Annotated in this window: 19 protein-coding genes and 2 pseudogenes; 12 read left to right on the top strand and 9 right to left on the bottom strand. The window is 70.7% G+C overall.

From position 1 onward, the window contains the following. Window positions 1-88: 88 nt before the first annotated feature. From D9753_RS16210 to D9753_RS16225, 3 genes are all read left to right on the top strand, one after another. Complete coding sequence (locus D9753_RS16210) at window positions 89-1,267, top strand: helix-turn-helix domain-containing protein (RefSeq protein WP_121787661.1); 1,179 nt, start codon at window positions 89-91, stop codon at window positions 1,265-1,267. A 77-nt stretch (window positions 1,268-1,344) separates the two neighbouring features. Continuing rightward, window positions 1,345-1,722 (top strand): hypothetical protein, encoded by a 378-nt coding sequence (locus D9753_RS16215; RefSeq protein WP_338057978.1) that lies wholly within the window; start codon window positions 1,345-1,347, stop codon window positions 1,720-1,722. A 490-nt stretch (window positions 1,723-2,212) separates the two neighbouring features. Beyond that, window positions 2,213-2,458, top strand: a complete 246-nt coding sequence (locus D9753_RS16225; protein WP_121787664.1) for a hypothetical protein — start codon at window positions 2,213-2,215, stop codon at window positions 2,456-2,458. Here D9753_RS16225 and D9753_RS16230 read toward each other — a convergent pair whose 3' ends face one another. After that, complete coding sequence (locus D9753_RS16230; protein WP_240468182.1) at window positions 2,459-3,265, bottom strand: hypothetical protein; 807 nt, start codon at window positions 3,263-3,265, stop codon at window positions 2,459-2,461. A gap of 42 nt (window positions 3,266-3,307) precedes the next feature. Here D9753_RS16230 and D9753_RS37955 point away from each other — a divergent pair, with 42 nt between their 5' ends. From D9753_RS37955 to D9753_RS37960, 5 genes are all read left to right on the top strand, one after another. Next, window positions 3,308-3,940 (top strand): hypothetical protein, encoded by a 633-nt coding sequence (locus tag D9753_RS37955; RefSeq protein ID WP_121787665.1) that lies wholly within the window; start codon window positions 3,308-3,310, stop codon window positions 3,938-3,940. A 468-nt stretch (window positions 3,941-4,408) separates the two neighbouring features. Beyond that, a complete protein-coding gene (gene nhaA / locus D9753_RS16240) occupies window positions 4,409-5,854 on the top strand; it encodes a Na+/H+ antiporter NhaA (protein WP_121787666.1) in 1,446 nt (481 codons plus the stop codon). Window positions 5,855-6,001: 147 nt separating this feature from the next. After that, on the top strand, window positions 6,002-6,490 hold the full coding sequence (locus D9753_RS16245; RefSeq protein ID WP_121787667.1) for a phage holin family protein: 489 nt from the start codon (window positions 6,002-6,004) through the stop codon (window positions 6,488-6,490). Beyond that, a complete protein-coding gene (locus D9753_RS16250) occupies window positions 6,487-7,410 on the top strand; it encodes an alpha/beta fold hydrolase (RefSeq protein WP_121787668.1) in 924 nt (307 codons plus the stop codon). The genes D9753_RS16245 and D9753_RS16250 overlap by 4 nt, the downstream gene beginning before the upstream one ends. Window positions 7,411-7,570: 160 nt before the next feature. Beyond that, window positions 7,571-7,750, top strand: coding sequence for a hypothetical protein (locus tag D9753_RS37960; RefSeq protein ID WP_121787669.1), 180 nt, complete (start codon window positions 7,571-7,573; stop codon window positions 7,748-7,750). 15 nt (window positions 7,751-7,765) lie between these two features. On the opposite strand, the gene D9753_RS16260 is transcribed toward D9753_RS37960, so the two are convergent. From D9753_RS16260 to nth, 3 genes and pseudogenes are all read right to left on the bottom strand, one after another. Then, window positions 7,766-8,965, bottom strand: a complete 1,200-nt coding sequence (locus D9753_RS16260; RefSeq protein ID WP_121787670.1) for a MarP family serine protease — start codon at window positions 8,963-8,965, stop codon at window positions 7,766-7,768. Window positions 8,966-9,080: 115 nt separating this feature from the next. Beyond that, window positions 9,081-9,773, bottom strand: a complete 693-nt coding sequence (locus tag D9753_RS16265; protein ID WP_121787671.1) for an NUDIX hydrolase — start codon at window positions 9,771-9,773, stop codon at window positions 9,081-9,083. A gap of 56 nt (window positions 9,774-9,829) precedes the next feature. Continuing rightward, window positions 9,830-10,772, bottom strand: a pseudogene (gene nth, locus D9753_RS16270) (endonuclease III). A gap of 339 nt (window positions 10,773-11,111) precedes the next feature. Here nth and D9753_RS16275 point away from each other — a divergent pair. Continuing rightward, window positions 11,112-11,786 carry a Crp/Fnr family transcriptional regulator gene (locus D9753_RS16275; RefSeq protein ID WP_014674022.1) on the top strand — a complete coding sequence of 225 codons (675 nt, stop codon included), beginning with the start codon at window positions 11,112-11,114 and terminating at the stop codon, window positions 11,784-11,786. A 59-nt stretch (window positions 11,787-11,845) separates the two neighbouring features. Here D9753_RS16275 and D9753_RS16280 read toward each other — a convergent pair whose 3' ends face one another. From D9753_RS16280 to D9753_RS16295, 4 genes and pseudogenes are all read right to left on the bottom strand, one after another. Then, window positions 11,846-12,676 carry an MBL fold metallo-hydrolase gene (locus D9753_RS16280; protein WP_121787672.1) on the bottom strand — a complete coding sequence of 277 codons (831 nt, stop codon included), beginning with the start codon at window positions 12,674-12,676 and terminating at the stop codon, window positions 11,846-11,848. A gap of 188 nt (window positions 12,677-12,864) precedes the next feature. Continuing rightward, window positions 12,865-13,731, bottom strand: a pseudogene (locus D9753_RS16285) (NUDIX hydrolase); the annotation flags it as partial. 67 nt (window positions 13,732-13,798) lie between these two features. Beyond that, window positions 13,799-14,263, bottom strand: a complete 465-nt coding sequence (locus D9753_RS16290) for a RidA family protein (protein ID WP_121787673.1) — start codon at window positions 14,261-14,263, stop codon at window positions 13,799-13,801. Further along, window positions 14,260-14,421, bottom strand: a complete 162-nt coding sequence (locus tag D9753_RS16295; protein WP_003975360.1) for a DUF4177 domain-containing protein — start codon at window positions 14,419-14,421, stop codon at window positions 14,260-14,262. The genes D9753_RS16290 and D9753_RS16295 overlap by 4 nt, the downstream gene beginning before the upstream one ends. Before the next feature lie 95 nt (window positions 14,422-14,516). Between D9753_RS16295 and D9753_RS16300 the strand changes: the two genes are divergently transcribed. Beyond that, window positions 14,517-15,494 (top strand): ArsA family ATPase, encoded by a 978-nt coding sequence (locus D9753_RS16300; RefSeq protein WP_121787674.1) that lies wholly within the window; start codon window positions 14,517-14,519, stop codon window positions 15,492-15,494. Then, window positions 15,491-16,837 (top strand): ArsA family ATPase, encoded by a 1,347-nt coding sequence (locus D9753_RS16305; RefSeq protein WP_121787675.1) that lies wholly within the window; start codon window positions 15,491-15,493, stop codon window positions 16,835-16,837. Before D9753_RS16300 ends, D9753_RS16305 begins: the two co-directional genes overlap by 4 nt. 299 nt (window positions 16,838-17,136) lie before the next feature. Here D9753_RS16305 and wblA read toward each other — a convergent pair whose 3' ends face one another. Further along, a complete protein-coding gene (wblA, locus tag D9753_RS16310; protein WP_205614396.1) occupies window positions 17,137-17,475 on the bottom strand; it encodes a transcriptional regulator WblA in 339 nt (112 codons plus the stop codon). 490 nt (window positions 17,476-17,965) lie between these two features. Between wblA and D9753_RS16320 the strand changes: the two genes are divergently transcribed. After that, window positions 17,966-20,323, top strand: coding sequence for a transglycosylase domain-containing protein (locus tag D9753_RS16320; RefSeq protein ID WP_121787677.1), 2,358 nt, complete (start codon window positions 17,966-17,968; stop codon window positions 20,321-20,323). Window positions 20,324-20,511 lie beyond the last annotated feature (188 nt).

Raw genomic sequence — 20,511 nt, forward strand, 5'->3', positions numbered from 1 at the left:
TCCACGCTGAAGGGCCAGGACCGGATCACCGGTCCTGGCCCTTTCGCTTTGTCTGACCCGCTACTACCGGGGGCCGTACTCTCGAATCATGAGCGCCAACCTGGGTGAACGGCTCCGGGGAATCCGGAAGCACAGGGGACTGAGCCAACGCGAGCTCGCCGACCTTTCCGGCGTGTCCCTCTCCCTCATCCGGAAGCTGGAGCAGGGCGAGCGCAACGAGACACGCCTGGAGACGGCCCGGCAACTGGCCCACGCACTGAAGGTGCCCACCACCCGGCTCGTAGCCGAGCACGCAGAGGCCTCCGCGGACTCCACCGTCGTTGATCGCTGGGCGCCCGTACACGCCGCTCTCGCGGCCTCTCCCGAGCCCGATGGACTGGACGAACCACCCACCTACGACGGCGTACGAGACGCGCTCACAGCCGCCGTGCCCCTGTTCTCCCACGACCGCTTCGCCGAGCTCGGAACAGCCCTCCCTCCCCTCCTCCGGGATGCCGAACTCCTGGTCGAGACCGACAGCCGCGCCCGACCCCTCCACGCACGCCTGCTGGAACTCACCGGGTGGCTGATGACCCAGACCCGACAGTTCGACGCCGCCGAAATGGCCCTGGAGCGGGCTCTGGACGACGCCACCGACCGAGTACAGGGCGCCTCGACCGTCAGCGTCCAGTGCTGGCTCCTGCTGCGCCGCGGAAGGCTCGCCGAGGCACGCGAGCTGGCCGTCGAGTGGGCCGACGAGGTCGAACCTCGCATGTCCCGAGCCACACCGGCCGAACTGAGCACCTGGGGCTGGCTCCTGCTCCGCATGTCGGCCGCCGCCATCCGCGACAACCGTCCGGGCGAGGCCGAGGACGCCCTGCGCCTGGCGCACTCCGCCACGGTGGCCCTGGGGCGGGAGTGCACCCCCGAGGAAGACTTCCTGCGCACCTTCGGGCCCGTCACCGTGGCCCTGAAGCGCACAGAGAACGCGATGGTGGCCGGTCAGCCCGACAAGGTGCTCACCCTGGCCTCGCGCATCCCTGCGGACAGCCTGAAGCCCACCTCGAACAACCGGAACAGGCACCTGCTCGACGTCGCGAGCGCACAGACACAGCTACGGCAGTACGCCGAGGCCGTCGACACCTTCCAGAAGATCCGGGCCGGCTCCCCGCAGTGGCTGCCGAACCAGCGCTACGCCCGCGACGTCCTCGGCCGCATCGTGAGCAAGCGGCGCACCCTCACGCCCGACATGCGCGAGCTCGCGGACCTGGTGCACTTGCCGGTGTGACACTGTGTGGCACTTCCGTCTGACGCCCCGCCAAAGTGCCATCGACGCAGGTCAGCGAGCTCCGTAGCGTCGGATGCGTGGCGAACGAAACAGTGCACGAAGACGCGAGCGGCAAGGTGGGATCGCCGAGACTGCTGCCCTGGACTCACGACGGCAAGACGTGCTGGCTGTCAGCCGCCAGCGAGGGCGGCATGTTGTCCAGCATGGCGGACGCGATGGAAGCCGAGCAGATGCGCGACGGCCGCGAGGTGCTGGCCCAGGCTCGCGGTCTGCTCGAGGCGTCCGACAAGCTCGGCGTCCACGAGCTGAGGTTCATCGCCTCCCGTCCGGCCGAGGGTCTGTCCGACGCGCTTCGAGTGGCCGAGTCCCGCGGCATCCGCCTCGGGATCGTCGACCCCACCCCTGACGACGACGCTGAGGAGATGGACGACGAGGGGCTGAAGGCCGGCGAGTGACCGCCCCGCCGGCCGACAAGCCTCGGGCCGGGCGCAGGGGGTACGACGACGGGCCGCCGTCCTTCATGGAGTGGTTGCACTCCATCTCGGACATCTGCGGCACGTGCTACGGCCATCGGTTGGTCTGGTGTCCGTGCTGCCTGGGGTTCGACGGGTGCTCCGCCTGTCACATGCAGACTCAGGTGCCGTGCCCGGACTGCGCTGGCGGCGACCTGTTGCCGGCGGTGTACTGAAAGCACCCTGCCCCAGCGCATCCCCCCGAGTCGCTGGGGCAGGGCCTTTGTGCCTCGAAAAAACATTCGGTCCGAGGTGCTGATGGCCCCCCTCCGCGTGCTACAGATTGGATACCGCCTGGGGCGGGGGCCCCATGATCGGCGGGAGAAGGACACGCGAGTACATCGCGGTAGCTTCTGTCCCCCTCTCACCGAAAGGTCATCACAATGACCGGACCCCGGTTCGGCGCCGGCATCCCCTCGCGGAAGGGAGCTCGGTGACCGCCAACCAGAAGAGGCTCGTCTCGTACGGGTTTGCTTTTTGTATTGCGATCATCATCGGGGGTGCCTGCGCGGCCGTGGTCGTCGCGCTCAAGGCCCCCGGACTTACGATCGCCGGGGCGTTTGCCGCCGGCTTCCTGGGCATCATGGGCGTCGCCGTGAAGGTGATCGGCCCCTTCGACTTCAACGACGACAATGCTCCCCCTCCCGCGGAGCAGGAGAAGGAGCATTCGGCGAAGTGATCAGCGGACGGGGCAGGCGCCGGTCGAGCACTCCTCGTCGGTGACGTCCTCGACCGAAGTCACTGCGTACTGAGCGAACTCCTCTTCGGTGATCCGCTCGTACGGAGCTTGAGCGCGAGTGCCGTCCGGCATCAGGGTCGTGCCCTTCAGGTCCGGGAGCCACGACTGGATGATCGCGGCGGCCTCGGCGACCAGCTTGTCCTTGGTGGGGTAGGTGACCACCATCGTGTTGCCGGACTGGTCGTAGATGCACTTCTCGACCTCGAAGCCGGCGAGCACGGCGTCCTCGACGGTCTTGGCCTGCGCCGGGTCGGGCATCGAGAACCGCACGCGCCGCTTGAAGTGGCGGGCGTAGATCGGGTGGATGCCCTCGGTCACGCCCGGCATCTTCGCGATCGAGCCGGTCGGCGCCTCGGTCGTCACCTTCACCGGCTCGGGCACGCGGAGCTGGAAGGCGTACTCGCGGGCCTCCTCGCGCACGACGTCATACAGGTCGTTCAGCAGGTTGCGGACGTCGTACCGGTACGGGGCGTCGGAGTAGCGGATGCCCTGCTTGGCGAGGAACCCTTGCACGCCGAGGTGGCCGACGCCGATGCGGCGCTCGGTGTGCATGACGTGGCGCTGCTGGTCGTCGGTCATGTCGCCGTAGGTGGCCCGGATCAGGAAGCGCGTCATGAGCTGGTGCGCCCGCTCCAGTCCCGCGCGGTCGATTCGTGCGCCCCTCACCTTGGGGGCGAAGGCGTCGAGGTTGACGTGGCCGAGGACTACCGGTGCCAGAAGGTTCGCGAGGGAGTCGAGTACCAGCACGAGTGCCAGCCCCTGTACGCAGACGACGTCGAGCAGGCAGTCATGGCCCAGGTGACCGACCTGATCAGCGACCCGGACCGGCTGCACGAGCTGATCGAGGAAGCCCTCGGCACCACCCCGAACCGGCTCGACTCCTACCGGCGCCGGCTGGCAGAGATCGACGAGACGCTGGCGAAGAAGCGCAAGACCAGGAAGAAGTCCATCGCCCGGCTCGTCGCGGCGATGGATGTCGACGACGAGGACGACGACGACTTCGCCGAGGAGATGCGTCAGGAGATCGAGGAGCTGAAAGGCCGCTACAAGGAGGAGGAGGAGGGCACCCTTCTCCAGGAGCGTGAGCGGGTCGAGTCCTGGATCGCTGACTGCGAGGGCGAGGAAGAGGTGGCCCTGCGGGTGCTGGCCGCCGCGGACAAGCTGCGCAGCAAGGTGGGCAAGCTGTCCAAGCGGGAGCAGGCCGACCTCATCGAGATGCTGGACATCCAGGTCCAGGTCGAGGGGACGGCGAAGGTGCACCGCGCGGGCAACATGGACCCGATCTTGAAGTGGCACTGGGACACCGGCACGGAGGTGCCGGCCGAGCTGAGCGACGAGCTGTGGGAGAAGGTCTCCTCGATCCTGTCCTACAAGCAGAAGTGGAAGGACGTGCGCGGGGCGGACGGTCCGGCGGTGGGATGAGAGCGGCGAGTACCGGCAGGCGCTGAAGGTTCTGGCCCCGTACCGCAAGGTGCCGGCTGCACCGCAGTTCTCCCTCCCGCCCATGCGGATCACGGGTGCTGTGGGTGCCGCTCCGAGCGGTGCTTCCGGTGGTCAGACCGATGGTGTAGCAAATGGAGAACTTGGGGACGCAAGAGCACAGGGTCCACGGACTCCACGGTCATGGATTTCATCCAGGCCAAGCTGCCGGCCGCGTCGAACGAGGACTAGGCCGTACGGCGCCACAGCAGGGGGAGGGGGCGTCCGGTGCGGTCACCGGGCGCCCCCTCCTCGTCCGTCCCACGGGCCCACGGCTCGTCCGTCCCACGGGCCATCGATGTCATAGCCGGGTAAAATGGCAGCTCGGGCGTGCCGGGAAGTCTGGTCGGCAGGGCCGTCGGCGATCCCCGCGACGGCCGGAACTTCGTCGTACCGACTCGGAGGTCTGCCGTGACCGCGCCGTCCCGCCCCCCGAACCCACCCCGCAAGGCGCTCGGACGCCTGTCCCTGCCCGAGCGGAACTTCGTGGCGGAGGCGCTGCGCACCGAGACCACCGGCGGTGTCCTGCTGCTGCTCGCCGCGGTCGCGGCGCTGGCCTGGGCGAACATCCCCGCCCTGCGCCACAGCTACGACACCGTGAGCGACTTCCCCTTCGGCCCCGGCGCCCTCGGCCTGCACCTCTCCGTCGCCCATTGGGCCGCCGACGGCCTGCTCGCGGTGTTCTTCTTCGTCGCCGGCATCGAACTCAAGCGCGAGCTGGTCGCCGGCGACCTGCGCGATCCCCGGGCGGCCGTGCTGCCCGTCGTGGCCGCGCTGTGCGGGATGGCCGTACCCGCGCTCGTCTACACCCTGACCAGCCTCAGCGGCGGCGGCACCACCCAGGGCTGGGCGGTGCCCACCGCCACCGACATCGCCTTCGCGCTCGCCGTGCTCGCGGTCATCGGCACCTCGCTGCCCAGTGCCCTGCGCGCCTTCCTGCTCACCCTCGCGGTCGTCGACGACCTGTGCGCGATCCTGATCATCGCGGTCTTCTTCACCGACCGGCTGAACTTCGCCGCGCTCGGCGGGGCCGCCGCCGGCCTCGTGGTCTTCTGGCTGCTGCTGCGCAAGGGGGCACGCGGCTGGTACGTGTACGTACCGCTCGCGCTCGTCATCTGGGCGCTGATGTACAACAGCGGCGTGCACGCCACCGTCGCCGGCGTGGCGATGGGCCTGATGCTGCGCTGCACCACCCGCGAGGGTGAGCGGCACTCGCCGGGCCAGCGCATCGAGCACCTGGTGCGACCGCTGTCGGCCGGACTCGCCGTCCCGTTGTTCGCGCTGTTCAGCGCCGGCGTGCCGGTGTCCGGCGGGGCCCTGCGGGACGTGTTCACCCGACCGGAGACGCTCGGGATCGTACTCGGTCTGGTCGTCGGCAAGACGGTCGGCATCTTCGGGGGCACCTGGCTGACCGTCCGCTTCACCCGGGCCCGGCTCGGCGAGGACCTCCGATGGGCCGACGTTTTCGCGGTGGCGTCCCTCGCCGGCATCGGCTTCACCGTCTCGCTGCTCATCGGCGAGCTGGCCTTCGACGGCGACGCGGGGCTGACGGCCGAGGCGAAGGCGGCCGTCCTCACCGGATCGCTGATCGCGGCGGCGTGGGCGACGGTGCTGCTGAAGATACGCAACGCCCGCTACCGCCGGCTGTGCGAGGAGGAGGACCGCGACGACGACCTCGACGGCATCCCGGACATCTACGAGCAGGACGACCCGGCGTACCACCTGCGGATGGCCCGGATCCACGAGCACAAGGCCGCCGAGCACCGACGCCTGGCCGCCGAGCGGGCGGCCGAGGCGCGCCACGGGCTTGCGGAAGTACCGGGTGGGGCAGGCGAGGAGGGCGACCGTCCGGCATGATCTGACGAGACGGTACAAATCAAGACGGCCCCGAGCACGGCGGCCGGCCGGCCACCCGGACACGTACGGCCGCACCCGGCCGTACGAACACGACGGCCAAACGACACAGCACACTTGCGGCACGAGAGACCTCTAAGGGAGAACGCGATGAGCGCACCCGACGGCAGCCCGGTCGGCGCCGAACGCAGCATCGGCCAGCTATTCGCCTCGGCGACGACCGAATTGTCCGCGCTGGTGCACGACGAGATCGCACTGGCCAAGGCCCAGTTGAAGCAGGACGTGAAACGTGGCGCGGTGAGCGGCGGCGCCTTCTCGATGGCGGGCGCGGTACTGCTGTTCTCCCTGCCGATGCTCAACTTCGCCCTCGCGTACGGCATCCGCACCTGGAGCCACTGGAACCTGGCGATCTGCTTCGTGCTGTCCTTCGCGGCCAACGTGCTGGTCGCCGGCCTCCTCGCGCTGATCGGCGTGGTGTTCGCGAAGAAGGCCAAGAAGGGCCAGGGCCCGCAGAAGGCGGCCGCCTCGATGAAGGAGACGGCCGGCGTCCTCCAGAACGCCAAGCCGCACCCGCGCCCCGAGCTGCCCGAGGACCGGGCGCCCGCGGCCATCGAGGCTGTGGCACGCTCGTCGTCATGACGGACCCCGCCGCCCCCTCCGCCGTACGGATCGAAGGTCCCTGGACGCACAGGGACGTCGCCGCGAACGGCGCGCGCTTCCACATCGCCGAACTCGGCGACGGCCCCCTGGTGCTGCTCCTGCACGGCTTCCCGCAGTTCTGGTGGACGTGGCGGCACCAGCTCACCGCGCTCGCCGACGCGGGCTACCGGGCGGTGGCGATGGACCTGCGGGGCGTCGGCGGCAGCGACCGCACGCCCCGCGGGTACGACCCCGCCAACCTGGCCCTCGACGTCACCGGCGTCATCCGCTCGCTGGGCGAGCCGGACGCCGCGCTGGTCGGCCACGACCTCGGCGGATATCTGGCGTGGACGGCGGCGGCCATGCGGCCCAAGCTGGTCCGGCGCCTCGCCGTGGTGTCGATGCCGCACCCGCGGCGCTGGCGCGCGGCGATGCTCCGGGACGCCCGGCAGACGGCCGCCGGCTCCTACATCTGGGGGTTCCAGCGGCCGTGGATCCCCGAACGTCAACTCACCGCCGACGCGGGCGCCCTGACGGGCCGGCTGATCCGGGAGTGGTCCGGGCCGCGGCTGCCGGACGACGCGGCCGTGGAGACGTACCAGCGGGCCATGTGCATCCCGTCCACCGCGCACTGCGCGATCGAGCCGTACCGCTGGCTGATGCGCTCGCTGGCCCGCCCGGACGGCGTGCAGTTCTACCGCCGGATGAAGCGGCCGGTGCGGGTGCCGACCCTGCATCTGCACGGCTCGCTGGACCCGGTCGCCCGGACGCGCAGCGCGGCCGGCTCCGGTGAGTACGTCGAAGCCCCCTACCGCTGGCGGCTGTTCGACGGGCTCGGCCACTTCCCGCACGAGGAGGACCCGGCGGCCTTCTCCACCGAGCTGGTCAACTGGCTGAAGGACCCCGAACCCGACCGCTGAGGAGCCGGCGTCCGGCCGGTGACCGCGCGGTGAAGAAACGATGCACTGAGTATCCGGTTTCCTGAACACTTGTCACCCGTACGGCTCATGCCCGCCGCATAGGCCAATTGGGCGGCGCCCAGGCGGTTATGGACCTTGGGGCGGGGGCACACGTCGGGGTATGGGCTGGACGCAGGACTACAGTGACGCACCCCGCACCCGCCGCTCGGCCACCCGCCTGAGCACGCCCCGGCGAGGCACCGCGCAGGTCGCGGAAGCGGACCTCCGAGTGGGCATTCCGCGCATCCTGCGCCGTCGGGCCCGCTGGGTCTCGGTGCGGCTGCGTCATCCGCGCGGCTGAGCGCACGCCGCCCGCCTACAGGGCGCAGCTATCCGTGCCGACCTGCTCGTTCGCGGTACGCCCCTGTCTGATGTCGGCCCGGATCTCGTCCGCCGTGAGCGCGTAGCCGGTGTCCGCGTCGTCGAGGGACTTGGCGAACACCACGCCGTACACCTTGCCGTCCGGCGTCAGCAGCGGGCCGCCGGAGTTGCCCTGGCGGACGGTCGCGTACAGCGAGTAGACGTCGCGGCGGACCGTGCCGCGGTGGTAGATGTCCGGGCCGTTGGCCGTGATGCGCCCGCGCACGCGCGCGGCGCGCACGTCGTAGGCGCCGTTCTCCGGGAAGCCCGCGACGATCGCGCCGTCACCGCCGGACGCGTCCCGCGCGGAGAACTTCAGCGCGGCCGTCCTCAGGTTCGGGACGTCGAGGACGGCGATGTCGCGCTTCCAGTCGTACAGGACGACCTTCGCGTCGTAGGAGCGGCCCTCACCGCCTATCTGCACGCTCGGCGCGTCCACGCCCCCGACGACGTGCGCGTTGGTCATCACCCGGCGGTCGGCGAACACGAAGCCGGTGCCCTCCAGGACCTTGCCGCAGCTCTGGGCCGTGCCGGTGACCTTGACGATGGAACGCTGGGCCTCGGAGGCGACCGGGCTGCGCGCGAGGGCCGGGTCCGGCGGCTGTACGTCCTTGATCGGCTCGTTGGCGAACGGGCTGAAGACCTGCGGGAAGCCGTTCTGGGCGAGCACGGAGGAGAAGTCCGCGAACCAGGTGTCGGCCTGCGTCGGCAGCGCCCGGGACACGCCGAGGAGCACCTTGGAGCCTCGGACCTCCTTGCCGAGCGTCGGCAGGGTCGTCCCGGCGAGCGCGGAGCCGATCAGCCAGGCGACCAGCAGCATCGCGACGACGTTGACCAGCGCTCCACCGGTGGCGTCCAGGGCGCGCGCCGGTGACCAGGTGATCTGCCGGCGCAGCTTGTTGCCGAGGTGGGTGGTCAGCGCCTGGCCGACGGAGGCGCAGACGATGACGACGACCACGGCGACGACGGCGGCGGTCGTGCCGACGTCCCTCTTCTCCGTCACGGCGTCCCAGATGAGGGGCAGCGAGTACACGGCGACGAGGCCACCGCCCAGGAAGCCGATCACCGACAGGACGCCGACGACGAAGCCCTGACGGTAGCCCACCACCGCGAACCACACGGCCGCGACCAGCAACAGGATGTCCAGCACGTTCACCGCTTCAGGCCTCGCCTACTCACTCCGGTCCCCGCGGCCCGGCCGGGGGTCCGGCACGCCGCGCAGTGGCTGAGGGACACGGCGTCCCCGGAAGACACAGCACGGGATCACCCTGTCATGCGCGCCAGTCGAGCGGGACCTGCTTCTCCCGGTCCCAGGGGCGCTCCCAGCCCGCGTAGTGCAGCAGGCGGTCGATCACTCCGGCCGTGAAGCCCCAGACGAGGGCCGATTCGACCAGGAATGCCGGACCGCGGTGGCCGCTGGGGTGCACCGCGGTGGCACGGTTGACGGGGTCCGTGAGATCCGCCACGGGCACGGTGAAGACCCGCGCGGTCTCGTTCGGGTCGACCACGCCGACCGGGCTGGGCTCGCGCCACCAGCCGAGCACCGGGGCGACGACGAAGCCGCTGACCGGGATGTACAGCCGGGGCAGCACGCCGAAGAGCTGCACACCGGACGGGTCGAGCCCGGTCTCCTCCTCGGCCTCGCGCAGCGCGGCCCGCAGGGGTCCCTCGCCGTGCGGGTCGCCGTCCTGCGGGTCCAGCGCGCCGCCCGGGAAGGACGGCTGGCCGGCGTGCGAGCGCAGCGAGCCCGCGCGCTCCATGAGCAGCAGCTCGGGGCCGCGCTCGCCCTCGCCGAACAGGATCAGCACGGCCGACTGCCGTCCCGAGCCGTTCTCCGGCGGCAGGAAGCGGCTCAGCTGGAGCGGCCGGACCGTCTCGGCGGCACGCGCCACGGGATCCAGCCAGTCCGGCAGCCCCTCCTCGCTGAGCGCCACCGCACCGCCCTGCGTGTCACTGGCCTTCATCGCCACCCCCCGTCGCTCTGCCCCCTCCAACGCCCGAGGGGCCCGGGATCGTTCCGTCACGCGGCCCCCAGCGGCGGCGCCGGCCTGCCGCCCGCGTCCAGGTAGGCCTGCGGGGGCTTGAGCCGCTGGCCGGGGAAGCCGCCCTTCTCGTACTTCAGCAGCTTCGTCGCCTTCTCGGGATCGGTCTCGCCCTCACCGTAGGCCCGGGCAGAGCGGCGCGACGGGGCAGGCACCGCAGGCGGGCTTGCGGGCGTGGCAGATGCGGCGGCCGTGCCAGATGACGTGGTGGGACAGGTCGGTCCAGTCGGACTTCGGGAAGAGCGCGCCGATGGCGGCCTCGATCTTGTCGGGATCGGTCTCGTCGGTCCACCGCCAGCGCCGGACCAGCCGCTGGAAATGCGTGTCCACGGTGATCCCGGGCCGGCCGAACGCGTTGCCGAGGACGACGAAGGCCGTCTTGCGGCCCACTCCCGGCAGCTTGACCAGGTCCTCCAGCCTGCCGGGCACCTCACCGCCGAAGTCCTCGGCGAGGGCCTTGGAGAGCCCTATCACCGACCTGGTCTTGGCCCGGAAGAAACCGCAGGGGCGCAGGATCTCCTCGACCTCCTCCGGGTTGGCGGCGGCGAGGTCCTCCGGGGTGGGGTACTTCGCGAAGAGCGCCGGGGTCGTCTGGTTGACCCGCAGGTCGGTGGTCTGGGCCGACAGCACGGTGGCGACGAGCAACTGGAAGGGACTCTCGAAGTCCAGCTCCGGGTGGGCGTACGGGTACACCTCGGCCAGCTCGCGGTTGATGCGGCGGGCGCGGCGGACCAGGGCGGTACGGGACTCGCCACCGGCCGGTGGCCCTCCGGCGGGGACGGTCCTCTCCACGGCCGCCTTCTGGGCGGGCTTCTTCCCGCTCACCGCATTCTCGACGGGCTTCTTCCCGCTCGTCGCCTTCTTGGCGGCCTTCTTGGCGACCTTCTTCGCGGTCTTCTTGGCGGGCGCGGCCTTCTCCACGACGTCGACAACCTTTTTAGTCGATTTGTCTGTTTTATTACTTTCTTCGGGGACCTGTTCGCCCACGGCGGAATCCCGACGTACAACCACCCGCCCAGCCCCCTCGGCCTGTGCTCTCACCGGCAATTTGGATACCCGGCCAGCCTAGAGCCCGGCATCATGATCCGCTCCGGACCCGGCGTACCGGCCCCCGATTGGACCCCTGACGCTTACCCCGGGACACGTGTGCGGCATCCTTGTGACAGATCACACTGTTTGGACCGTCCGGCAAAACGGGGAACACGGTCCCCTGGCACGCGGGGAGCACCATCCCCTGAGCAGGTCGACAAGGAGAAACTCGTGGACGACGTTCTGCGGCGCAACCCGCTCTTCGCGGCACTCGACGACGAGCAGGCCGCGGAGCTTCGCGCCTCCATGAGTGAGGTGACCCTCGCTCGCGGCGACTCGCTGTTCCACGAGGGCGACCCCGGAGACCGGCTGTACGTGGTCACCGAGGGCAAGGTGAAGCTGCACCGCACCTCCCCCGACGGCCGCGAGAACATGCTCGCCGTCGTCGGACCCGGTGAGCTGATCGGCGAACTGTCGCTCTTCGACCCCGGCCCCCGTACGGCAACGGCGACCGCGCTGACCGAGGTCAAGCTGCTCGGCCTCGGGCACGGTGACCTCCAGCCCTGGCTGAACGCCCGCCCGGAGGTGGCCGGCGCCCTGCTGCGCGCCGTCGCCCGCCGGCTGCGCAAGACCAACGACGCGATGTCCGACCTGGTCTTCTCGGACGTGCCCGGCCGCGTGGCGCGGGCCCTGCTGGACCTCTCCCGCCGCTTCGGCGTGCAGTCCGAGGAGGGCATCCACGTCGTCCACGACCTGACCCAGGAGGAGCTGGCCCAGCTGGTCGGCGCCTCCCGCGAGACCGTGAACAAGGCCCTGGCCGACTTCGCCCAGCGCGGGTGGCTGCGCCTGGAGGCGCGGGCCGTCATCCTGCTGGACGTCGAGCGGCTGGCCAAGAGGTCCCGCTGACGCCGGTTGCACCACGGCCCGGGGCCCGGCTGCACGCGCAGCCGGGCCCCGCGGCCTGACTAGATCAGCCCGTGCTCGCTGAGGTAGTCCAGCTGGGCCCGCACCGACAGCTCCGCCGCCGGCCACAGCGAGCGGTCCACGTCGGCGTACACGTGGGCGACGACCTCGGCCGGGGCGCGGTGGCCGTTCTCGACCGCTGTCTCCACCTGCGCGAGCCGGTGGGCGCGGTGGGCCAGGTAGAACTCGACGGCGCCCTGGGCGTCGTCCAGGACCGGCCCGTGGCCCGGCAGGACGGTGCGCACGCCGTCGTCCACCGTCAGGGCCCGCAGCCGCCGCAGGGAGTCCAGGTAGTCGCCGAGCCGTCCGTCGGGGTGTGCCACGAGCGTCGTACCGCGGCCGAGGACGGTGTCGCCCGTCAGCACGGCCCGGTCGGCCGGTAGATGGAAGGACAGCGAGTCCGCGGTGTGCCCGGGGGTCGGTACGACGCGCAGCTCCAGGCCCCCGGTGGTGACCACGTCGCCGGCGGCCAGGCCCTCGTCGCCGAGCCGCAGCGCCGGATCCAGGGCACGCACGCGCGTACCGGTCAGCTCGGCGAAACGGACGGCGCCCTCGGCGTGGTCGGGGTGGCCGTGGGTGAGCAGGGTCAGGGCTATGCGCTTGCCGGCCTTCTCGGCGGTGTCCAAGACGTTGCGCAGATGGCCGTCGTCCAGCGGGCCCGGGTCGATCACCACGGCGAGGTCGGAGTCGGGCTCGGCGACGATCCAGGTGTTGGTGCCGTCCAGGGTCATCGCAGAGGCGTTGGGCGCGAGGACGTTGACGGCCCGTTCGGTGGCGGGGCCGGAGAGGACCCCGCCGCGGGGCTGGCCCGGCAGGGCGGCTGCGTCGGTCATGCGGGGCCTCCACCGGTCTTCTCAGCGGTCACCGTCTCGGTGGCCGTCGCAGCGGTCTTCTCAGCGGACGGCGCCTCGGAATCCGTCGCAGCGCTCTTCTCTGCGGACGGCGTCTCGGCAGCGGTCATGGCGGTCTTCTCGGCGAACGTCTCACTCGTCGTCCTGAGGGCCGCCTCAGCGGGCGTCCCAGCCGTCGTCGCGGCGGTCGGGACGTGTTTGGTGAACTCGTCGTGCCCGGGCCAGGAGAGGACGATCTCGCCGTCTCGCAGGCGGGCCCGGGCCAGGACCGGGGTCATGTCGCGCGCGGGAGCGGCGGCGAGCGCCTCGGCGGCGGTGGCGTACGGCAGCAGCTGGCGCAGGGTGGCGATGGTGGGCGGCATCATCAGCAGCTCGCCCCTGTCGTACCCGGCGGCGGCCTCCTCCGGGCGGATCCACACCGTGCGGTCGGCCTCCGTGGAGGCGTTCCGGGTGCGCTGCCCCTCGGGGAGGACGGCCACGAAGAACCACGTGTCGTAGCGGCGGGCCTCGAACTCCGGGGTGATCCAGCGGGTCCAGGCACCCAGCAGGTCCGAGCGCAGCACCAGGCCGCGCCGGTCGAGGAACTCGGCGAAGGACAGCTCACGCGCGACCAGGGCCGCGCGGTCGGCCTCCCAGTCGTCGCCGGTGGTGTCGCCGACGACCGAGTCCGGGCCGGGCCCGGCGAGGAGCACGCCGGCCTCCTCGTAGGTCTCGCGGACAGCCGCGCACACGACGGCCTGGGCGCCCGCCTCGTCGATGCCGAGCCGTTCCGCCCACCACGCGCGCGTGGGTCCCGCCCAGCGGACCCGGCGGTCGTCGTCGCGCGGGTCGACACCGCCGCCGGGATACGCGTACGCGCCTCCGGCGAAGGCCATGGAGGCGCGTCTGCGCAGCATGTGGACGGCCGGACCGGCGACGGTGTCCCGCAGGAGCAGCACCGTGGCCGCGCGCCGGGGGGACACCGGGGTGAGAGTGCCGTCCGCGAGGGCGCGGATGCGGTCCGGCCACTCCGGGGGGTACCACTGACCGTTCGCCATGGCCGGAGGCTATCCCGTGCAGGGCGAATGTTCGAGAGGTACCGAGGTCAGCGACGCCTCGGCGGGATCACTGGGCCAGCTCGACCTGGATCTCGACCTCGACCGGCGCGTCCAGCGGCAACACCGCGACCCCGACGGCGCTGCGGGCGTGCACGCCCTTGTCACCGAGGACCTCGCCGAGCAGCTCGCTGGCACCGTTGACGACACCGGGCTGCCCGGTGAAGTCGGACGCCGAGGCGACGAAGCCGACGACCTTCACCACGCGCGCGATGCGGTCCAGGTCGCCTGCGACGGACTTCACGGCGGCCAGGGCGTTCAGCGCACACGTACGGGCCAGCTCCTTGGCCTCCTCCGGCGTGACCTCGGCGCCCACCTTGCCGGTGACCGGCAGTTTGCCCTGGACCATCGGAAGCTGGCCGGAGGTGTACACGTACACACCGGACTGCACGGCCGGCTGGTACGCGGCCAGCGGCGGTACGACGTCCGGCAGGGTCAGTCCCAGTTCGGCCAGCCTGGCCTCGACCGCGCTCACGCCTGCTTCTCCCGCTTCAGGTAGGCCACGAGCTGTTCCGGATTGTTCGGCCCGGGCACGACCTGGACGAGCTCCCAGCCGTCCTCGCCCCAGGTGTCCAGAATCTGCTTCGTGGCATGGACGAGCAGCGGCACGGTTGCGTATTCCCACTTGGTCATGGGGCCGACTGTAGCCGCTGTGCCGGGAGGGGCCGGACCTCCGTTATCCACAGCCTCCCGCGTGCTCGTCGACCGGACTGGTTAGGCTCGAGGACGTGAGCAGGCTCCAGGTCGTCAGCGGCAAGGGCGGGACCGGAAAGACGACGGTCGCCGCAGCCCTCGCGCTGGCCCTCGCGACCGAGGGGAAGCGGACGCTTCTCGTGGAGGTCGAGGGCCGGCAGGGCATCGCACAGCTCTTCGAGACGGAGGCGTTGCCGTATGAGGAGCGCAAGATCGCGGTCGCTCCGGGTGGCGGGGAGGTGTACGCCCTCGCCATGGACCCGGAACTGGCCCTTCTGGACTACCTCCAGATGTTCTACAAGCTGGGCGGGGCCGGCAGAGCCCTGAAGAAGCTCGGCGCCATCGACTTCGCCACCACCATCGCCCCCGGCATCAGGGACGTCCTGCTGACCGGCAAGGCGTGCGAGGCGGTGCGCCGCAAGGACAAGAGCGGACGGTTCGTCTACGACTACGTCGTCATGGACGCCCCGCCGACCGGCCGCATCACCCGCTTCTTGAACGTCAACGACGAGGTGGCGGGTCTCGCCAAGATCGGCCCGATACACAATCAGGCACAGGCGGTCATGAGGGTGCTGAAGTCGCCGGAGACGGCGGTGCACCTGGTGACGCTGCTGGAGGAGATGCCGGTCCAGGAGACCGCCGACGGCATCGCCGAACTGCGCGCGGCACGGTTGCCGGTGGGCCGGGTCATCGTGAACATGGTCCGGCCGCAGGTGTTGGACGCGAACGACCTGGAACTCGTACGGGACGTGGAGCGTTCATCGGTTGCGCGGGCGCTCTCTGCCGCCGGTCTGGGCGGGGCCCGGCGGGGCGGGAACGCCGAGAGGCTGGTGGGCCCGCTGCTGGCCCAGGCCGCGGAGTACGCCGAGCGGTACGCGCTGGAGCAGGAGCAGCGCGCGGCCCTCGGCGAGCTGGGTCTGCCGCTGGACGAACTGCCGCTGCTCGCCGAGGGCATGGACCTGGCGGGCCTGTACGAACTCGCCACCGAGCTGCGGAAGCAGGGGTTGTCATGAGTCCGGATCCGGCCGAGGCACGGGGGGCCGCCGAGGCGGTGGACACCGGCCGCCCTCTCTCCCCCGCGCGCGTGCTCCACGTCGATCCGTTGCTGGACGACCCGAAGACCCGGATCGTGGTGTGCTGCGGCTCGGGCGGTGTGGGCAAGACGACGACCGCGGCGGCCCTCGGACTGCGGGCCGCCGAGCGGGGCCGCAAGGTGGTCGTCCTGACCATCGACCCGGCCAGACGGCTGGCCCAGTCGATGGGCATCGACTCGCTCGACAACGTGCCGCGCCGGGTGAAGGGCACGGAGGGCGACGGCGAGCTGCACGCCATGATGCTCGACATGAAGCGCACCTTCGACGAGGTCGTGGAGGCGCACGCCGACTCCGAGCGGGCCGCCGCGATTCTCGCGAATCCCTTCTACCAGTCGCTCTCGGCGGGCTTCGCGGGCACGCAGGAGTACATGGCGATGGAGAAGCTGGGCCAGCTACGGGCGAAGGACGAGTGGGACCTGATCGTCGTGGACACCCCGCCGTCCCGTTCGGCGCTGGACTTCCTGGACGCGCCCAAGCGGCTGGGTTCCTTCCTGGACGGCCGTCTCATCCGCCTGCTGACCGCGCCCGCCAAGCTGGGCGGGCGCGCGGGCATGAAGTTCCTGAACGTCGGCATGTCGATGATGACCGGCACACTGGGCAAGCTGCTGGGCGGCCAGCTACTGAAGGACGTCCAGACCTTCGTGGCCGCGATGGACACCACCTTCGGCGGGTTCCGTACGCGCGCGGACGCCACCTACAAGCTGCTCCAGGCACCTGGCACGGCGTTCCTGGTGGTGGCGGCCCCGGAGCGGGACGCGCTGCGCGAGGCCGCGTACTTCGTGGAGCGGCTGGCCGCGGAGCACATGCCCCTGGTCGGCCTGGTGCTCAACCGGGTCCACGGCAGCGGGGCCGGCGGCCTGTCGGCCGAGCGGGCGCTGGCCGCCGCGGAAAATCTTGAGGACGCCCGCATTGTGGATCAGGGGGACGGGAAAGCTGGACTTCGTAACTCTCCCGACCCGTACGGCAGTTCACCATCTCCCGCATCCGAGACCGCAGCCGCCGTCCCGGCCGCTGCCGCCGAGGAAGGCTCCCCCGCCGACGCGGAATGCTCCGTAGACCAACTCACCGCGGCCCTGCTGAGGCTGCACGCCGAGCGCATCCAGCTACTCTCGCGCGAGCAGCGCACGAGGGACCGTTTCGCCGCCCGCCACCCCGAGGTGGCGGTGGTGGAAGTGCCCGCACTGCCCGGCGACGTCCACGACCTCACGGGCCTGAGGGCCATCGGCGACCGGCTGGCGAACGGGCGGCCGGGACACCCGTAGGCACGCACGCCGCGCCCACGGCACGCATGGCATGGCATGGCAGGCGCATGTGAGCGGCGGTCACCGGCACCCCGCCGGCCCGGCGCACGAGCAGCGGTTTTCACCGGCGAGGGGCACCGGCACAAATGCGAGGGCACCGGCGCAAGTGCGACGGTCGCAGGCGCCGTACGCGGCGGACGTCAGTCCCTGCGCGACGGGCGTCGACGCACAGGTGTGCGGCGCACGCGGGCGCACGGATGGTTCGCCGGGAGGGGCCTGCCAGAACGGTGCGCTCCGAATGGTGTGCCCGGGGGATGCCGTCAGCTCACCGCCGCATAGTTCTCGTAGATCTCGTCGCTGTCGAGGGACACGATCCCGACGCCTCGCTCGTACTCCGAGCGGGCGGTCTCCAGCAGCCTGCGCCAGGATGTCACAGTGGGCCGCCGGCGCAGCAGTGCGCGGCGCTCCCGCTCCGTCATGCCTCCCCACACGCCGAACTCCACACGGTTGTCCAGCGCGTCCGCCAAGCACTCCGTGCGCACCGGGCACCCGGTGCACACCGCCTTGGCCCTGTTCTGCGCTGCTCCCTGAACGAACAGTTCATCCGGATCAGTAGTGCGGCAGGCAGCCTGCGCACTCCAGTCGGTTACCCAGCCCATACCGGCGCCGTCCTCTCCCGAATCGAGGCTCCCCCACGGCGGCAGCGGCATATTCACCGCCGCCAGTTGAGGACGTTACGGAAGGTCGACACAGCGCAACACCCCCTTCGGGCCCAATCTTGGATGGCCCGAACGGACTATGGGTAAGCGGCAGATCACCCGCGGGAGTGAGCTGGCGACAAGCGCGACCATCCCGGCAAACCGGGACGGCTGCGGTGCGCCACATCGGGCACCAGGTGACACAGGAGGCGGATTCGGGCGCGCAAGGCCCGGAAAACGGGCACGCGCCCCGGTTGTTCCGGGCTACGACCGGAACGATTCGGGGTCGCCGGACGTAGTACGTACGTGACCGCATCGCTGTGACAGTCGAGAGCAGCTTAGGCCAACGCCTGCATGCGTGTCCGGCGAACGGGAACGCGTACATCCCGCTTCGCCGTGCCGACACGGTCGCTCCTTAGGAACGCTCAACAGTACGGATTAGGCTGCCCCCATGCCAAAGAAGCGCTCGGGTGGCGGTCTGTCGCCAACGCAGCAGGCCGCCAAGTTCCTCGGTGTCAGTGTGCTCGCCGGAGCCGTGCTGGCGGGCATCGCGCTGCCCGCGGCCGGCGCGCTGGGCCTCGCGGCCAAGGGATCGGTGCAGAGCTTCGACGAGATCCCGGCCAACCTCAAGAGTCCCCAGCTAAGTCAGCGCACGACCATCCTGGACAACCGGGGCAAACAGATCGCGACCGTCTACTCCCGCGACCGTACGGTGGTCGACCTCAAGGACATCTCGCCGTACATGCAGAAGGCGATCGTCGCGATCGAGGACTCGCGCTTCTACCAGCACGGCGCGGTCGACCTCAAGGGTGTGCTGCGCGCCATGAACAAGAACGCGCAGAGCGGCGGGGTCGCCCAGGGTGCCTCCACGCTCACCCAGCAGCTGGTGAAGAACTACTTCATCGAGGAGGCCGGTGACGACCCGACGAAGGTCGCCGAGGCCACCCAGCAGACCCTGGGCCGCAAGATCCGCGAGCTGAAGTACGCCATCCAGATCGAGGACAAGCTCGGCAAGAAGAAGATCCTCGAGAACTACCTGAACATCACCTTCTTCGGCGAGCAGGCCTACGGCGTCGAGGCCGCCGCCCAGCGCTACTTCTCCAAGCACGCCAAGAACCTGAACCTCCAGGAGTCGGCCCTCCTGGCCGGCATCGTGCAGTCACCGAGCCGCTACGACCCGGTGAACGACGAGGCCGAGGCCGCCAAGCGCCGCAACACCGTGCTCCAGCGGATGGCGGAGGTCGGCGACATCTCCCAGAAGGAGGCCGACGAGGCCAAGGAGAAGCCGGTCGAGCTGGACCCCAGTCACCCCAAGAACGGCTGCATCACCGCCGTGAAGGGCGCCGGTTTCTTCTGTGACTACGTCCGTCAGATCCTCCTCACCGACAAGTCCTTCGGCAGGACGAGGGAAGCGCGGTCGAAGCTCTGGAACCGGGGCGGCCTGACGATCCGTACGACGCTCGACCCGCAGGCCCAGCGCTCCGTGCAGGCGTCCCTCAAGGACCACGTCTACGAGAGCGACTCCGTGGCCACCGCCGCGACCGTCGTGGAGCCCGGCACCGGCAAGATCCTCGCGATGGGCCAGTCCCGTCCGTACGGCGTCAACACCAAGAACCACGAGACGACGATCAACCTCTCCGTGAACCAGGGCATGGGCGGCGGCGCCGGCTACCAGCCCGGTTCCACGTTCAAGCCGATCGTCGCCGCGGCGGCCATCGAGGGCGGGAAGCCCCCGACGCAGGAGTACTCGTCGCCGTACGAGATGGCGTACCCCAGCCCGGTGTCCGCGTGCGACGGCAAAACTTGGCACGACGACCCGAGCCGGCCCACGAAGCTGACCAACGAGAACGAGTCGGAGCACGGCCCGTACGGCATGAAGGAGGCGACCGCCAAGTCGGTCAACACCTACTACGTGCAGTTGATCAGCGACATCGGCATCTGCCCGGTGATCAATATGGCCCACAGGATGGGCGTGCAGCGCGCGGACGGCCGCAAGGTCCAGCAGGCGCCCTCCATCGCGCTCGGCACCCAGGAGATGTCCCCGCTGACGATGGCGAACGCGTACGCCACCTTCGCCGCGCGCGGGATGTACTGCACGCCGGTCGCCATCGACTCGATCACCCAGAAGGTGGGCAGCGAGCAGAAGTCCCTGGAGGTGCCGAGGTCGACCTGCTCGCGGGCGATGTCGGAGAACACCGCCGACACGGTGAGCACGCTCCTCAAGGGCGTGGTCGAGGACGGCACGGGCCAGGAGGCCGGTCTCGGCAGCCGCCCGAGCGCGGGCAAGACGGGTACGACGGACGAGCGCTACGCGGCCTGGTTCGTCGGCTACACCCCGAACATGGCCGGCGCGGTCTGGGTCGGCGACCCGCAGCACAAGCGCCGGATGGTCGACATCACCATCGGCGGTGTCCCGCACGCCAAGGTCTACGGCGGTGAGGTGCCCGGCCCGATCTGGCGCGACATGATGTCCGGCGCCCTGGACGGCAAGCCCGCACCGGACTTCCATCTGATCGACATCCCCGACGACACCCACAACGGGGGTGATCAGGGAAAAGGGGACGGGAGGACGGACGACGGCAACAACGGGGACAACGGGACCGCGACGGGGCAGGTGACCGGCGGGCTGATCGGCGGTCTGACGGACGGGGGCACGACCGCCGGGGGCACGACGGGTGACCAGAGCACCGGCGGCATCGGCGGCACCCTGCCGACACCGACGTTCTCCCTCCCCGGCAACTTCTTCGAGGGCCAGACGAACGGCGGCAACAACGGCCACGGCAACGGAAACGGCGGCCGCCGGGGCTAGCCGCGGCGCGCGACACGACCGCGACACGAGCGCCCGAAACGAGCGCTTCACGACCGCGAGGCCGCACCGGTGTCCCCGGGTGCGGCCTCGCGGTCGTGAAGTCGAAGGGTCGGGGGTCGGGCAGCGCGGCAGCGGCTCGGCCCTGGGACAGCCATCTCTCGCGGCTCAACCATCCCTTGCGACTCGAC

The sequence above is a fragment of the Streptomyces dangxiongensis genome (assembly GCF_003675325.1).
Taxonomy (GTDB): Bacteria; Actinomycetota; Actinomycetes; order Streptomycetales; family Streptomycetaceae; genus Streptomyces; species Streptomyces dangxiongensis.